Genomic DNA, 16,396 nt, shown 5'->3' on the forward strand with positions numbered 1-16,396 from the left:
GGCCACCTCTATTTTCATGCAGTAATCCAAGCCGTATCTGCCGGATTCTCACGCCATTTTTTTAGCTTTTCCAATTCTTCTGCTGTGATGTACCCTTTTTCATTAGCGACTTTTATCAAAGTCGAGTAGTCACTCAATGAATGGTTAATAATGCCCTCAGCATCGAATTTTTCTTTTCCTTTTTCCAATTCGTAAGTGAAGATCGAAACGACTCCTAGAACATCGCAGCCAGCTTCTTTCAGCGCGTTAACAGCAGTAATCACACTTCCACCGGTTGAAATCAAGTCTTCGACAACCACCACTTTTTGTCCTGGAACAGCACGGCCTTCGATTTGATTGCCCTTTCCGTGCTCCTTGGCTTTTGATCGTACATAGCACATCGGTGCATTTAATTTTTCACTCACCCAAGCTGCATGCGGAATGCCTGCAGTTGCTGTGCCTGCAATCAGTTCAGCCTCAGGGAAATTCTGTTCAATCAATCCTTTCAATCCTTCCGCTATTTCATTGCGAACCTCTGGGTATGAAAGGGTTAAGCGGTTGTCACAATAAATGGGTGATTGAATTCCAGATGCCCAAGTAAAAGGGTCATTCGGCTGTAGGTACACTGCTTTTATTTCCAATAGATGTTCAGCTATCTTATTATTTAACATGATATTCCCTCCCAAGCTGCTTTCATATCCAAATACGCCCTTAATGGATCTGCCGCCGCCGTTATGGCTCTCCCTACAACGATGGCATCCGCTCCAAAATCCCTAGCCTGTTCAGGCGTGGCAATTCTCTTTTGATCATGCGCCTGGCCACCTGCACTTCGGATTCCAGGTGTGACCGTTAAGAATTCGTGACCGATGCGTTCATGTATGTTCTTTACTTCATGGGTGGAACAAACGACGCCATCCAATCCTGCCTGTCTAGTAAGTTTTGCATAATGAAGGACCGAATCCTCCAAAGATCCGGCAATGTTTTGCTCAACATTCATCTGTTCTTGTGATGTGCTCGTCAGTTGGGTAACCCCTATGCATAATGGACGTTTTTTACCAGCGGACGTTCCCTTATCTAAACCTTCCAAGGCTGCTTCCATCATCTTTTGTCCACCCGCCGCATGTACATTGACCATGTCAGCCCCTAAAGTTGCTAATCCTGTCATGGCCATTTTGACCGTATTCGGAATATCATGAAGCTTCAAGTCCAAGAACACATCGTGGCCTTGCTCTTTTACGAAAGAAATTATTGATGGTCCATTCTGATAAAATAATTCCATCCCCACTTTTACAGCCAGTTTTTCCGAACGGAACTGTTTTAGGAATTCTTCCGTTTGAATGAGGTCAGGGAAATCAAGAGCGATAATTAGCGACTGTTTCATTCTGCTTCCAGCTCCTTCCGGTACATTCTGAAATATGGTCAAATCCTAACTCATCCAACAATTTCGGTAATTCTTCAATGATGGTCGGGCATACAAAGGGATCCACGAAGTTAGCGGTTCCCACCGCAACAGCACTCGCACCCGCATAGAAAAATTCAATGACGTCTTCCGCTGTAGCGATGCCGCCCATTCCGATGATCGGAATAGACACTTGCTGGCTTACCTCATAAATCATCCGTAGCGCAACAGGTTTAATTGCAGGACCAGATAACCCACCCGTCCTGTTAGAAAGGATCGGTCTGCCAGTTTTTAAATCCAATCGCATGCCGACTAATGTATTTATCATTGTCAAACCGTCGGCCCCGCCTTCTTCTACGGCTTTGGCCATTTCCACAATATTACTGACATTCGGTGAAAGCTTCACATATACAGGCACGGTAGACACTTCCTTGACCGCCTTGGTTACCTCTTTGGCAACTTCCGGCACCGTACCGAAAGCAATGCCACCTTCTTTTACATTCGGGCAGGAGATATTCAATTCAAGTGCCTTTACATTTCCCACCTTACTTATATCACTGGCAACCTTTACATAGTCATCTATTTGCGAACCAGCAACGTTGGCGATGATGGGAACATCATACCCACCTAACCAGGCCAATTCTTCACTGATGACCTTTTCTAAACCTGGATTCTGCAGACCGATGGCGTTCAGCATTCCCGAAGAGGTTTCCGCAACACGCGGAGTCGGGTTACCGAACCTCGGCTCAGGAGTGGTCGCTTTGATCATGATCGCCCCAAGAATATCCAAGTCGAAAAATTGACTGTATTCACGGCCGAATCCAAAGCATCCAGATGCTGGCATGACCGGGTTTTTCAAGTTTAATCCTGGTAATTCAACTGAAAGCCTGCTCATAATACCACCTCTCCTGCCCGGAATACGGGTCCGTCACTGCATACCTTTTTATAACTGAAACCAGTTGGATCATCCCCTGTATGACACACGCAAGCAAAGCATGCACCGATGCCGCATCCCATCCTTTCCTCAAGGGACAGGTAAAGCTTTTTCTCACGATAGCCCGCCTCCAACGCTCTTAACATTGGTGTAGGCCCGCATGAAAAGATCGTTGCAAACTCTTGCTCCAAGTTGTCTATTACAGTCGTAACAAAACCTTTTGTCCCATATGAACCATCCACCGTAGCAATATGGGTATCACCTAATTCACTGAATTCTTTTTCGTAAAAGATGGCTGACTTGGTCTGGAAGCCCAATACATGGATTACCTTAACACCTTTCGCAACCAACATCCGTGATAATTGATACAGGGGCGGGACCCCAATCCCGCCACCAACCAATAATGCCGTTTCGCCCTTTTTGGCCTCATGAACGGGAAATCCGTTGCCAAGGGGTCCAAGGATATCGACCGCTTCCGCCTCTTTACGCTGTGATAACAGCGTCGTACCTTTACCTTCAGCCCGGTATATCATCGTGAACTGTTTTTCACTGTTGTTGTAAGAAGAAATTGAAATCGGGCGTCTTAACAATGGCTCAGTGCCATCTGTTGTCTTGACTTGGACAAACTGGCCAGGCTGATTCATCTCTGAAACCAATTCACCTTGCAGTGTAAGTTCAAAAATGGATGGGGCCAGTTCCTTATGATTTAACACCTTCATTCTTTCCTTCTTGATCATATATAGCTCACCTCACGACTTTTTTCCGTTTTTCCCATTGCTTCTGCCGAGAAAGTCATGGATTCTATCACTCTTAAAATTGCTTCTGCCGTATCAAGTGATGTTAGGCATGTCACTCCATTTTCAACCGATTCACGTCGGATTCTGAAACCATCTCGAGCCGGCTGCTTACCTTTTGTCAAAGTATTTATGACAAATTGTGCTTCCCCGTTCCGGATAACATCCAGAAGGTTCGTACCTTCTTCGCCAATTTTACCGACAATCGCAGTAGGGATGCCGGATTGTTTCAATAAGGCAGCGGTTCCACTGGTGGCTATCAGCTTGAAACCGATATTATGGAAACGTCTAGCTAAAAGTAGCGCTTCTTGCTTATCTTTATCAGATATCGTCAATAACACCGAACCATGCCCCTTTATTTTGAAACCGGAAGCGACCAGCCCTTTGTATAAAGCCTTTTCAAGGGTGCTATCTTTCCCCATTACTTCACCAGTCGATTTCATTTCAGGTCCGAGTGAGATGTCCACACCTCTTAATTTTGCAAAAGAGAAGACTGGCACTTTCACATAGACCCCAGTTTGTTCTGGCACTAACCCCGATTTGTAACCTTGGCTTTCAAGTGTGTGGCCCAAGATGACCTTCGTGGCTAAGTTAGCCATCGGCACGTTCGTAATTTTACTTAAGAATGGAACGGTGCGGCTTGAACGTGGATTTACTTCAATCACATAAACTTCTTCATTGCTGATGACATATTGAATGTTCAAGAGACCAATTATATTCAAACCTTTTGCCAATCGGGTCGTATAATCGATGATTACTTCTTTTTGTTTTTCCGTTAAATTTTGAGGCGGATAGACTGCAATCGAATCACCTGAATGGACGCCTGCACGTTCGATATGCTCCATGATTCCAGGGATAACGACCGTTTCCCCATCGGAAATTCCATCGACTTCGATTTCCTTACCCGTTAAGTAGCGGTCTATCAGGACAGGATGATCCGGATTTATTTTCACGGCGTTTTTCATGTAATGCAGCAATTCTTCTTGTTTATAGACGATTTCCATCGCTCTTCCTCCGAGAACATACGATGGCCTTACTAAAACCGGATATCCAATATCTTCAGCGATGACGATCGCTTCATCAACCGATGTTGCGGTTTTACCCTTTGGCTGCGGAATGCCTAAATCCTTAAGTGCTCTTTCGAATTTATTGCGATTTTCCGCCCTATCCAGGTCTTCAAGTGAAGTACCAAGGATCTTCACTCCTCTTTCAACAAGACCATCTGCAAGGTTGATTGCCGTCTGTCCACCAAACTGGACGATGACCCCTTCCGGTTTTTCCAAATCGATGACATGCATGACATCTTCAATAGTCAATGGTTCGAAATAAAGTTTGTCGGAGATACTGAAATCCGTCGAAACTGTTTCAGGATTGTTGTTAATGATGATCGCTTCATATCCCGCTTCTTTAATGGCCCATACCGAATGTACGGTCGCATAATCAAACTCTACTCCTTGCCCTATCCTAATTGGGCCTGATCCCAGAACAATGACACTTTTCTTGTCAGTAACGATGGATTCATTCTCATCTTCGTATGTCCCATAAAAGTACGGTGTTTCCGATTCGAATTCCGCAGCACATGTATCGACCATTTTGTAAACAGGGATGATTCCTTGCTGTTTCCGGAACTCATAGACGTCAATTTCGGGAACTCCCCATATTTCTGCAATGGTTTTGTCAGAAAACCCTAGTTCTTTAGCCTTTTGCAATACTTCACAATCAAAAGAATGTTCTTTAAGCTGTTTTTCAAAGACGATTATCTTTTCCAACTTATGCAAGAAGAATAAATCGATCTGGCTCCATTCGTGTATTGTTTCGATCGTTATTCCCCTTCTTAACGCTTCACCGATATAGAATAACCGTTCATCTCCCGCTTTTCGGATCCGCTTCTCTATTTTCCCATCTTCAAACTCGTCATTCAAATTAAGATGGTATATGCCCGCCTCAAGGGAACGGACAGCTTTTAAGATCGATTCCTCGAATGTACGGCCGATTGCCATGACTTCTCCGGTCGCCTTCATTTGGGTTCCAAGCCTACGGTTGGCGCTTTCGAACTTATCGAATGGCCAGCGCGGAATTTTCGTAACGACATAGTCCAGTGCCGGTTCAAAGCTGGCATAGGTTTTGCCAGTGACAGGGTTCATCATTTCATCGAGTGTCAAACCAACGGCTATCTTTGCTGCAAGCTTTGCAATTGGATATCCTGTTGCTTTTGAAGCAAGTGCCGACGAACGGCTGACCCTTGGGTTCACTTCAATGACATAATATTGATAGCTGTCTGGATCTAGCGCCAGCTGAACATTACACCCGCCCTCAATCTTCAAGGCACGGATAATCTTCAATGACGTATTTCGAAGCATTTGGTACTCTCTGTCACTTAATGTTTGGCTTGGTGCGGCAACAATTGAATCGCCTGTATGGACACCGACAGGATCGAAGTTTTCCATATTACAAACGACTATCGCATTATCATTTGAATCACGCATCACTTCATATTCCACTTCTTTGAAACCGGCAATGCTCTTCTCAAGCAGACATTGGTGTACCGGGCTGCTTTTCAGGCCACCCTCAACAATCTCGATAAGTTGCTCTTCGTTATCACAAATCCCACCGCCTGTTCCGCCAAGCGTGAAGGCAGGACGAACAATGACTGGGTAGCCGACCCGTTCAACGAATGTATAAGCCTCTTCCAAGTTATGAATGATGTCGCTATCAGGTACTGGTTCCCCTAGATCGTTCATTAGCGTACGGAAAAGGTCACGGTCTTCCGCTTGTTGGATAGCTGAAAGTTTGGTCCCAAGAATCTGTACATTGCATTCTTCCAGGATTCCTGATTCGGCAAGCTCGACTGCCATGTTCAAGCCAGTCTGTCCGCCCAAGGTAGGTAACAGTGCATCCGGGCGCTCTTTACGAATGATTTTGCTGACAAATTCCAATGTGATCGGTTCGATATAAACGGCGTCAGCCATTTCACTGTCTGTCATGATTGTAGCAGGGTTAGAGTTAATCAGGATCACTCGATAACCTTCTTCTTTTAAGGCTATACACGCTTGGGTTCCTGCATAATCGAACTCGGCGGCCTGTCCGATGACGATCGGACCGGAACCAATTACTAGGATGCTTTTTATATCAGTGCGTTTTGGCATGTTTTTTCCCCCTTGTTGGTTGCAGCTTCAATCATTTGTAAAAATTCATTGAATAAGTAGTTGGCATCTTCCGGCCCTGGTGATGCTTCCGGGTGATATTGTACGGTGAAAGCCGGATACTTTTTATGGCGCAGACCTTCAATCGTATCATCATTCAATGCTGTATGTGTCACAATAAGTTCTGTATTTTCAATGGAAAGCTCTTCTACTGTATATCCGTGATTTTGAGATGTGATGGATACCTTTCCGGTCCGAAGGTCCCTAACCGGATGATTAGAACCTCGATGGCCGAATTTTAATTTTTCCGTATCCGCCCCGTTTGCAAGTGCGAATAATTGATGTCCTAAACAGATTCCGAATAATGGCACTTGAGTTTGGATTGTACGGATCATTTCAAGCGTCTCATGAACACTTTTCGGATCTCCAGGGCCATTTGAAAGCATCACGCCATCCGGATGATATTGCATCACTTCTTCGGCCGTGACATTATAAGGCACAACCACGACATCACAGCCGCGCTTCGTCAGCTCACGCAAAATCCCATGCTTCATTCCATAGTCCACAAGAACTACCCGCGGGCCTCTGCCCGGGCTGGAATAAGGTGCTTTTGTTGAAACCTGTTTCACTTGATTGGAAGGAATCACAGTTGCTTTCAACTGGGAAACCACTTCTTTTGCATCTTTATTGATATTGCAGAGCGCCCCTTTAAGTGCACCTGATTTCCTGATGATTCTTGTCAGCTTTCTCGTATCGATTCCGCTTATTCCAGGTATGTTCTTCATTTTCAGATATTCATCAAGTGATAATTGGTTTCGCCAGTTGGAAGGAAATTCTGCCGTTTCCTTAACGACGAATCCTGAGATCGCTGGATTGATGGATTCAAAGTCATCCCGGTTTATCCCGTAGTTCCCGATTAATGGATACGTAAGTGTAACGATTTGACCGCAATATGATGGATCGGATAGAATCTCCTGGTACCCCGTCATTCCTGTGTTAAAAACGACTTCACCTATTTTTTCTACGTCCCCTCCGAATGCTTCCCCAAGGAATACTGTCCCGTCTTCTAAAATTAGCTGTCTTTTCATCCTTGAACACGTCCTTTTTCCCAAGCTATTTTTCCTTCTGCAATCGTCATGACTGGCCAGCCATAACATTTCTTTTCATTAAAAGGTGTATTTTTTCCTTTTGAAGCAAACTCTTCAGCATTAATTTCTTTTTCAGTTTCCAAATCGATGAGCACGATATCTGCAATGGCACCTTCCTTTAGCTCTCCATAAGGAAGGGAGAAACTTTCAGATGGTTTGATTGTCATGAAATCAATCAATTGCTTTAATGTAATGACGCCCTTTTTAACCAATTCGGTGTAAAGCAGCGGGAAGGCCGTTTCCAATCCCACTATTCCGAAAGGAGCCAGCTGCATTCCCTGCGCTTTTTCCTCTGCCGCATGCGGGGCATGGTCTGTTGCTATAAAATCGATGGTTCCGTCAAGCAATCCTTCTATCAATGCATCCCGATCTTCACGGCCCCTTAATGGTGGGTTCATTTTATAATTCGTATCAAGTCCCGGTATATCATCTTCACACAATAATAAGTGATGCGGTGTAACTTCGGCTGTGACGCGGATACCGGCGCGTTTGGCATCCCTTACCGTCCTTACCGATTCCTTCGTGGATATATGGCAAACGTGATAATGGCAATCCGCCGCTTCAGCAAGGAGGATATCCCGAGCAATATGTACAGCTTCACATACGGACGGAATTCCATTGATTCCCTGTTCTTTTGAGAATCTACCTTCATGGACGGAGCCTTTATTGATTAAGCTATTGTCTTCACAATGAGCAACTATGGCCATATCTTGAGCGGCTGCCCGTTTCATCGCTTCCAGCATCATCCCGGCTTCTTGAATTCCCACGCCATCGTCCGTAAAGGCGAAAGCACCCGTTTGTTTTAATGAAGAAAAGTCGGTCAACTCCTTGCCTGCTTCCCTAATCGTAATGGATGCATATGGGAGTACCCTGACATGAGCCGTTTCTTCAATTTTCCTGTTAAGCGCTTCAAGGTTTTCCACTGTATCGGGAACTGGCCTTGTATTGGGCATCGCCGCTACCGTAGTGAAACCGCCTCTTGCCGCTGCAAGCGTTCCACTTGCGATTGTTTCTTTATGTTCACCGCCCGGTTCGCGTAAATGGACATGCAGGTCAACGAAGCCTGAAGTAATAAGTAACCCTTCAGCGTCAACTACTTTACAATTTTCCGTTGCCAAGTTCTCGCCGATCTTTGTGATGACCTTGCCTTCCATTTCAATGTCCGCTTTTTTGAATGAGTTTTGATTATCTAGCAATACTCCATTTTTGATTATTGTTTTCATGAATGTTTCCCCCTTCGGATTGTTCAAGCACATTTTTTAATACGGCCATTCTGATGAACACGCCATTCTCCATTTGTTTGAAAATTCTTGAGCGGCTGCATTCGACTAAATCACTGTCTATTTCAACACCGCGGTTTATTGGTGCAGGATGCATGATGATCGCATCCGGTTTCATATTTTTTTCACGTTGTTTGGTCAGGCCGAAACTTTCCAGATAATCTCCATTTGCCTGATCGTATTTTTCAATATGCCTTTCATGCTGTATTCTGAGCAGCATGACCACATCCGAGGTAGCTACCGCATGGTCGATGTCTTCGTACCTTCCTAAACTGTTTGATCTGTCGAACCATTCAGGAGGACCCGAAAATACGACATTCGCCCCTAAACGTGTTAATGCTTCTGCATTCGATTTCGCAACCCGGCTATGCCTCACATCACCGATTATGGCAATCTTCAGACCTTTGAAGCTTTTAAACTCTTGTTTTATCGTCAATAAGTCCAGTAATGATTGGGTTGGATGATTTCCGCAGCCATCCCCTGCATTGATTATTGGAATCCCGATCTTCTCATTCAATTCGTCGAAATAATTATCCTGTTCATGACGGATGATCAAGGCATTTACACCTATTGCTTCTAACGTTTTAACAGTGTCATATAAGGTTTCACCTTTCAATACGGATGATGTACCCGCATCAAAAGGAATGACCTCAAGCCCCAATTTTCTTTCAGCCATTTCAAAGCTTGATTTTGTACGTGTACTTGGTTCAAAGAAGAGGTTGGCAACTGTGGTCTGCTGCTTTGGATTCCAGCTAGATCCGTTGGCAAAACACTCTGCCTCATGTAAAATTCTTTCAATATCAGTTAAAGTCAATTCATTCATGGTCAATAATTTTTTCATCGATCCTGCTCCTTTCACATTTGTGATGCGGGGCATAAAAAATACCCCGCCATTAAGGACAGGGTGTAGGTCATAAAGAGTGTGAGGATACGGAATGGTTAACACTTTACCCCGTTCTCATTCTTTACAGCAACACCCTTTTAAGCCTCTCTGGACTTCTTTTAAAAGGTGATTTATTGTTTTGATGCAGTATCTTATTTTTCAAATATATCTCCGGATATTTTTTCACGGTCCGGAAGAATCAAGTTAAGAAGGATTCCGACGATGGCTGAAAGTGCCATTCCGGAAAGCGATACCGTTTCCGATAGTTGTACGAACGCTCCTCCGATTCCTAACACTAGGATGACTGAAGCTATCATCAGGTTCCTTTTCTTGTCAAAATCGACCTTATTATCAATCAGCATCCTCAATCCACTTGATGCGATGATACCGAAGAGCAAGATGGAAATGCCGCCCATCACAGCTGTAGGTATCGAGCTGATGACTGCTGAAATCTTACCGTTAAAGCCAAAGATGATTGCTGTCAATGCGGCCCCACCGATGATATACACACTGTACGCCTTTGTCATAGTCAGGACCCCAATATTCTCGCCATATGATGTCAGCGGCGGCCCACCGATTAAGGAACCAATCATGATTCCTGCTCCATCTCCTAAAATCGAGCGATGCAAACCGGGATTTTCCAAAAAATTTCTGCCGACTACTTTGCTCAGTACCATCTGGTGTCCGATATGTTCTGATAAAGTTACGATGGCGACCGGTACCATGATGGCAATGACTTCCCATGAGAAGGACGGTGTATAGGTTACATATGGAAACATGAATTCAGGCATTTCCCACCATTGTGCTGACTTGATCGGTTCATAATCGATTATTCCTGCAACAGCCGAACAGCCGTAGCCGACTATGATTCCGATTAAAATGGGGATCAAGTTAATGAATCCCTTAAAGAACACGTTACAGATGATGGTTACCGCTAAAGTGATCAGCGCTATCACTATATATGTGACGCTGTATTTATCTTGTGGATCATACATTGCCATGTCCACGGCCGTTCCGGCAAGGCTTAATCCGATTACGATAATCACCGGACCCACCACAACCGGAGGAAGTATGTTCATCAACCAGCTCAATCCGACTTTTTGGATAATCAAAGCTACTATCCCATATATGAACCCTGCTGCAAAACAGCCGATCATGGCCGCTTCCGGACCTCCTAGAGCCTTAGCCGCGATGATTGGCGTAATGAAAGCGAAAGATGAACCGAGATAAGCTGGTATCTTACCTTTGGTTATCAATAAGTATGAAAGTGTGCCCAATCCGCTTGAAACCAGTGCAACCGCCGGGCTTAATCCTACCAAGAATGGCACCAGTACCGTTGCACCGAACATGGCGAACAAATGCTGGATGCTTAACGTAATCCACTGCCCAGCCTTTGGCACGTCCTCGACATCCAGTACGATGTCCCTTTTAGTTTCTTCCATTTCCGTATCCCCCTCATGAAAATTCCATCAAAACTGCAAAAACCCTCTTTGCAATATACAAAGAGGGTTTCTCAGAAGGCGAATGCCTATGCGTAGGCAGAGCTCTCCCGATTGACTCCCCTTTGCCAGCCTCTCTGGACTGTCTTTAAAAGGGTAATATGAAATTTTCATGTTGTTTAGTTTTCTAATATAGTAACTTGATCTAATTGATCTACTTCTGTTAAAGTAACTGTAATTTTTTCAGATTGGGAAGTCGGGACGTTTTTCCCGACAAAATCCGCGCGAATCGGCAATTCCCTATGTCCCCTATCTACTAATACGGCGAGCTGGATCTGCGAAGGTCTTCCCAAATCCACCAGAGCATCCATTGCCGCTCTAACGGTTCTGCCTGTGAAAAGAACATCATCCACTAAAATCACTTTCTTGTCAGTGATGTTGACCGGAATGTCTGAGCCTTTTACGATGGGTTCTCCATCATTGGTCTTTTTCGAAAGGTCATCGCGATAAAGTGTAATATCCAGTTCACCAAGTTCTATTTCCTTGCCTTCTATTTGATTGATGCGCTTTGCAAGTCGGTCAGCGAGGAAAATCCCGCGAGTGCGTATCCCGATTAAGACGCAATCCTCAATACCCTTATTTTTCTCAATAATTTCATGGGCAATTCTCGTCAAGGCTCTGCTAATGGCCTTCTCATCAAGTACTATGGCTTTCTCATTCAACACGTCGGCCACCCCGATTCCTTTTTTCTGATAGGTCAATTTCAACAAAAAATCCTCATGCCAAGAAGGCATGAGGATTTTATCGCCATGGGCATGGTTATCCCACTTTGCGTATCCGTTTCCTTCTCAGTCTCTCTGTACTGTGTTAAAGGTTCTTGTTAAGTTGTTGTTATTATAATATATCAGAAAAACGAATTTGTCAATCCTTACTTCTACGCAATTGATTAATTAGATTTTCAAACTCTTCCGGGATCGGAGCTTCGAATTCCATATACTCATTTGTACGTGGATGAATGAAACCTAGAAGACCCGCGTGCAACGCTTGTCCATCTAATTTCAGTGTCTTTTTCGGACCATATTTCGGATCTCCAGCCAGTGGGAAACCAATGTATTTCATGTGAACACGGATTTGATGTGTTCTTCCTGTTTCAAGCTGGCATTCCACCAAAGTGAAAGCTTTGAATCGTTCGATGACACGGAAATGCGTGACAGCATTTTTGGAATTCGAATCTGTGACAGTCATGCTTTGGCGATCTTTTTTATCGCGGCCGATCGGTGCATCGATCGTTCCGAAGTCATGGGGGATCACACCATGAACTACAGCTTGATACTTACGGGTAACCGTTTTGTCAACAAGCTGCTGTACCAGTTTCTCATGTGCCATATCATTTTTAGCAACCATCAATAAACCTGATGTATCTTTATCGATCCGATGGACGATTCCAGGCCGCATGACTCCGTTAATTCCAGAAAGATCCTTGCAGTGAGCCATCAATCCATTTACAAGCGTGCCAGATACATGTCCCGGTGCCGGATGGACGACCATGCCGCTTGGTTTATTAACAACTAGTACATCTTTATCTTCATAATAGATATCCAAATCCATTTCCTCTGCTACCGCATCCAATTCCTCAAGATCAGGTATCGTCACTTCGATTGTATCGCCAGGAATAGCTTTGTAATTCGTCTTTATCGCCGTTCCATTTACCAAAACATGATCATCCTTAATCCATTGCTGGACCTGAGTACGTGACCATTCCTCATTCAAAGTGGAAAGAGCCTTATCAATCCTAACTCCTTTTAGTGTTTCATCGATGCTGTATAACCTTTTATCCATTATCTTTCTCCTTAGCGTTTTTTTCTTCTAAAAACATATGAATCACGAGCAGTCCGACACCAATTGAAAGCGAAGCATCAGCAACATTAAATACCGGGAAACTGTAGCTGAAAATATAGGTATGAACGAAATCCACTACTTCCTGACGAGCAACACGATCGATGAAATTACCAATCGCACCGCCTAGCATGAGAGCAAGTGCAACTCCAAGCAAAATGCTTTCCTTCGCCATTTTCTGAATATAATAGACAAGTCCAATAATGACAGCGATGGTGATGATGTAGAAAAACCACATTTGACCTTGTAGAATTCCCCATGCTGCCCCACGATTACGATGCGAGGTGATATATAGAAGGTTTTCAATAATTTCAATGCTTTCTCCGTACTCCATTTTTTTCACAATCATCCATTTTGTCAGCTGATCGAGAGCTATGACCAAAAGGGCAATCAAATAATAAAACACATTTTTTCCCCCAAACTAATCAAATCTTCACTTTTGAATTGTAGCATAAACTAGAAATAATGACTAATCCGAAAAGCATAAGTCTGCTAACTGTATTTAAAGAATATCGGTAAGATTGGATAAAGGTAAAATTACCTATCGGCGTTTATCTTTCATTCCCACAAAAAGCCGGCCCTTTTTAAAGGGACCGGCTTTTCTTGTGGGAATTATTGATTCACGTAATGCTCTTTCACAACAGTAGCACAACGCGGGCAAAGTGTTGGATGTTCTTCCACTTGACCTACTTCCTTCGAAACATTCCAGCAACGTTCACACGTTTCACCTTCTGCTTTTGTAACAAGGATCGCTATATCCTCAAGTTTAACCGCATCTGCTGGGGCACTTGCCACATCTCCAGCGATTTCGAATTCGGAAACGATGAATAGCTGTTCAAAGCTTTCCTTGATGCCATCAAGCAGGTTCTTCGTTTCTTCATTAACATATACCATCACTTTAGCGTTCAGTGATTTTCCGATGATCTTCTGGTTACGGGCTTCTTCTAATGCTTTCAGAACATTATCACGGACATCCATGAACGCCGTCCATTTTTCTTCAATGACTTCAGCATCATCAATGGAAATTTCTTCAGGCATCAATGTCAACTGTACACTTTCTTCGTTTACACCCGGAATGAACGCCCATACTTCATCAGCTGTATGAGAGAGGATCGGTGACACCAATTTGGTTAAGCTGACCAATGATTCGTAAAGGACCGTTTGAATCGCCAAACGCTCTTTACCATTTGGAGCTTCACAATAAAGAATGTCTTTTGCATAATCAAGGTAGAACGAACTTAAATCCTGTGTACAGAAATTATTGACCATATTATAAATTGTAGCAAACTCATAATTTTCATAACTTAGCTTCGACTGTTTGATCAGTTTATTCAATTTAACGAGCATGTATCGATCGACTTCAGGCAATTCTTGAACTGCCACTTTATCGGTTTTTGGATTGAATCCATCCAAGTTCCCTAACAGGAAGCGGAATGTATTACGGATTTTACGGTAAACTTCCGAAACTTGTTTTAAAATAGGATCGGAAACCCTGACATCCGATTGGTAATCCACCGAAGCTACCCAAAGGCGTAAGATATCTGCACCAAGTTGGTTCATGACCTTGGATGGCAGTACAACGTTCCCGATCGACTTACTCATTTTACGGCCTTCGCCATCCAATGCGAAACCGTGGCTAAGTACACCTTTATATGGTGCTTTGCCTGTAACTGCAACACTTGTTGAAAGCGATGAGTTAAACCAGCCGCGATATTGATCTGACCCTTCTAAATAAAGGTCTGCAGGCCGTTGCAAGTCGTCTCTTTCTTCAAGTACCGCTTGATGAGAGGAACCGGAATCGAACCAAACGTCCATGATATCCGTTTCTTTCGTGAAGATACCGTTCGGGCTGCCTTCATGTGTATAGCCATCAGGCAGAAGATCTTTCGCTTCACGCTCAAACCAGATGTTTGAACCGTGTTCACGGAATAGATTTGAAATATGGTTGATTGTTTCATCCGTAATGATCGGCTCGCCATTTTCTGCATAAAACACTGGAATTGGCACTCCCCATGCACGTTGGCGGGAAATGCACCAATCCCCGCGGTCACGGACCATATTGAATAGGCGCGTTTCGCCCCAAGCCGGTACCCACTTCGTTTCTTCAATCGCTTCCAGAAGTTCACTGCGGAAGTCTTTGATTGACGCGAACCATTGTGCTGTTGCACGGAAGATCGTTGGCTTCTTCGTCCGCCAGTCATGCGGGTAAGAATGCGTAATGAACGTCAAGTTCAATAACGCACCTGCTTCAGTTAATTTTTCGGTAATAGGTTTATTCGCTTGATCATAAAATAATCCGGCAAATTCCCCTGCCTCTTCCGTCATGACACCTTTTTCATCCACTGGACAAAGTACGTCCAAGCCGTATTTTTGCCCAACGATAAAGTCATCTTCACCATGGCCAGGCGCAGTATGAACGCAACCCGTTCCAGCTTCAGTCGTTACGTGCTCACCTAACATCACTAAAGATTCGCGGTCATAAAGAGGATGTTTGGCAACGGCACGGTCCAACTCGCTTCCTTTTACTGTTTTCAGGATAGACGGGTTTTCCCAGCCTAATGTTTCCGTAACAGACTCAAGCAGTGCCTCAGCAAGTAAGAATTTTTCATTTTCGACAGCCACTACCACGTAATTTAATTGCGGATGCAATGAAATACCAAGATTAGCCGGAATCGTCCATGGAGTTGTCGTCCAGATGATGATTTTGACGCCTTCTTCGATTACACCTTTGCCATCTGTGACTTCAAAAGCAACATAAATGGACGCAGAACGTTTGTCTTGATATTCAATTTCTGCTTCGGCAAGAGCTGATTCACTTGACGGGGACCAGTAAACAGGTTTTTTCCCTTTATAAATATAGCCTTTTTTCGCCATTTCACCGAACACCTTGATTTGCTGGGCTTCATATTCAGGCTTTAATGTGATATAAGGATTATCCCAATCACCACGGACCCCTATTCTCTTAAACTGCTCACGTTGATTGTTAATCTGACCATAAGCATACTCTTCACAAAGCTTTCTGAATTCGGCAACGCTCATTTCTTTCCGTTTCACGCCTTTTTTTGTCAATGCCGTTTCGATTGGAAGTCCATGCGTATCCCAGCCAGGTACATACGGTGCTTGAAAACCGCTCATTGATTTAAATCGGACAATGAAATCCTTTAAAACCTTATTCATTGCATGGCCCATATGGATATCGCCGTTGGCATATGGAGGTCCATCATGCAAAATGAATAAAGGACGTCCTTCCGTTTGTTCTTGCACTTTTTTATAAATGTTCATTTCTTTCCATTTTTCTTGGATTTCCGGTTCACGTTTCGGCAAATTCCCTCGCATTGGAAATTCAGTTTTAGGCATCAATAAGGTATCTTTGTATTCCATCATAAAATCCTCCATCCGTCTTTACATAAATTCATTCGAACCGATGACTTGATATCCGGCCAAAATAAAAAGCCTTCTCATCCCTAAAAAAGGGACGAGAAAGCTTAGCTTCCCGCGGTA

13 protein-coding genes are annotated in these 16,396 nt (G+C 43.9%); all 13 read right to left on the reverse strand.

Annotated elements, in window-relative coordinates; all coding sequences use genetic code 11:
• Nucleotides 1–14 precede the first annotated feature (14 nt).
• Entirely contained in the window at nt 15–650 is a 636-nt protein-coding gene (pyrE, locus tag BW986_RS07330) for an orotate phosphoribosyltransferase (RefSeq protein ID WP_076366623.1), read from the reverse strand.
• Nucleotides 644–1,360, reverse strand: a complete 717-nt coding sequence (gene pyrF, locus BW986_RS07335) for an orotidine-5'-phosphate decarboxylase (RefSeq protein ID WP_076366625.1) — start codon at nt 1,358–1,360, stop codon at nt 644–646. Before pyrF ends, pyrE begins: the two co-directional genes overlap by 7 nt.
• Nucleotides 1,332–2,273 carry a dihydroorotate dehydrogenase gene (locus BW986_RS07340; RefSeq protein WP_076366627.1) on the reverse strand — a complete coding sequence of 314 codons (942 nt, stop codon included), beginning with the start codon at nt 2,271–2,273 and terminating at the stop codon, nt 1,332–1,334. The genes pyrF and BW986_RS07340 overlap by 29 nt, the downstream gene beginning before the upstream one ends.
• The gene (locus BW986_RS07345; protein ID WP_076366629.1) at nt 2,270–3,049 is read right to left on the reverse strand and encodes a dihydroorotate dehydrogenase electron transfer subunit; all 780 of its coding nucleotides are present in this window, start codon (nt 3,047–3,049) and stop codon (nt 2,270–2,272) included. The genes BW986_RS07340 and BW986_RS07345 overlap by 4 nt, the downstream gene beginning before the upstream one ends.
• Nucleotides 3,046–6,252 carry a carbamoyl-phosphate synthase large subunit gene (gene carB, locus BW986_RS07350; RefSeq protein ID WP_076366631.1) on the reverse strand — a complete coding sequence of 1,069 codons (3,207 nt, stop codon included), beginning with the start codon at nt 6,250–6,252 and terminating at the stop codon, nt 3,046–3,048. The genes BW986_RS07345 and carB overlap by 4 nt, the downstream gene beginning before the upstream one ends.
• Nucleotides 6,231–7,337, reverse strand: coding sequence for a carbamoyl phosphate synthase small subunit (locus BW986_RS07355; protein WP_076366633.1), 1,107 nt, complete (start codon nt 7,335–7,337; stop codon nt 6,231–6,233). The genes carB and BW986_RS07355 overlap by 22 nt, the downstream gene beginning before the upstream one ends.
• Entirely contained in the window at nt 7,334–8,620 is a 1,287-nt protein-coding gene (locus BW986_RS07360) for a dihydroorotase (RefSeq protein WP_076366635.1), read from the reverse strand. Before BW986_RS07360 ends, BW986_RS07355 begins: the two co-directional genes overlap by 4 nt.
• Nucleotides 8,583–9,518, reverse strand: coding sequence for an aspartate carbamoyltransferase catalytic subunit (locus tag BW986_RS07365; protein ID WP_076367901.1), 936 nt, complete (start codon nt 9,516–9,518; stop codon nt 8,583–8,585). Before BW986_RS07365 ends, BW986_RS07360 begins: the two co-directional genes overlap by 38 nt.
• Nucleotides 9,519–9,712: 194 nt before the next feature.
• Nucleotides 9,713–11,002 (reverse strand): solute carrier family 23 protein, encoded by a 1,290-nt coding sequence (locus BW986_RS07370; protein WP_076366637.1) that lies wholly within the window; start codon nt 11,000–11,002, stop codon nt 9,713–9,715.
• A 176-nt stretch (nt 11,003–11,178) separates the two neighbouring features.
• The gene (gene pyrR / locus BW986_RS07375; protein ID WP_076367903.1) at nt 11,179–11,721 is read right to left on the reverse strand and encodes a bifunctional pyr operon transcriptional regulator/uracil phosphoribosyltransferase PyrR; all 543 of its coding nucleotides are present in this window, start codon (nt 11,719–11,721) and stop codon (nt 11,179–11,181) included.
• Between the two features lie 199 nt (nt 11,722–11,920).
• Nucleotides 11,921–12,838: an RluA family pseudouridine synthase gene (locus BW986_RS07380; RefSeq protein WP_076366639.1), complete on the reverse strand. Its 918-nt coding sequence runs from the start codon at nt 12,836–12,838 to the stop codon at nt 11,921–11,923.
• A complete protein-coding gene (lspA, locus tag BW986_RS07385) occupies nt 12,831–13,301 on the reverse strand; it encodes a signal peptidase II (RefSeq protein WP_076366641.1) in 471 nt (156 codons plus the stop codon). The genes BW986_RS07380 and lspA overlap by 8 nt, the downstream gene beginning before the upstream one ends.
• Before the next feature lie 206 nt (nt 13,302–13,507).
• The gene (gene ileS, locus BW986_RS07390; RefSeq protein ID WP_076366643.1) at nt 13,508–16,276 is read right to left on the reverse strand and encodes an isoleucine--tRNA ligase; all 2,769 of its coding nucleotides are present in this window, start codon (nt 16,274–16,276) and stop codon (nt 13,508–13,510) included.
• Nucleotides 16,277–16,396 lie beyond the last annotated feature (120 nt).

The sequence above is a fragment of the Peribacillus simplex genome (assembly GCF_900156045.1).
In the GTDB taxonomy this organism is placed as follows: Bacteria; Bacillota; Bacilli; order Bacillales; family DSM-1321; genus Peribacillus; species Peribacillus simplex_D.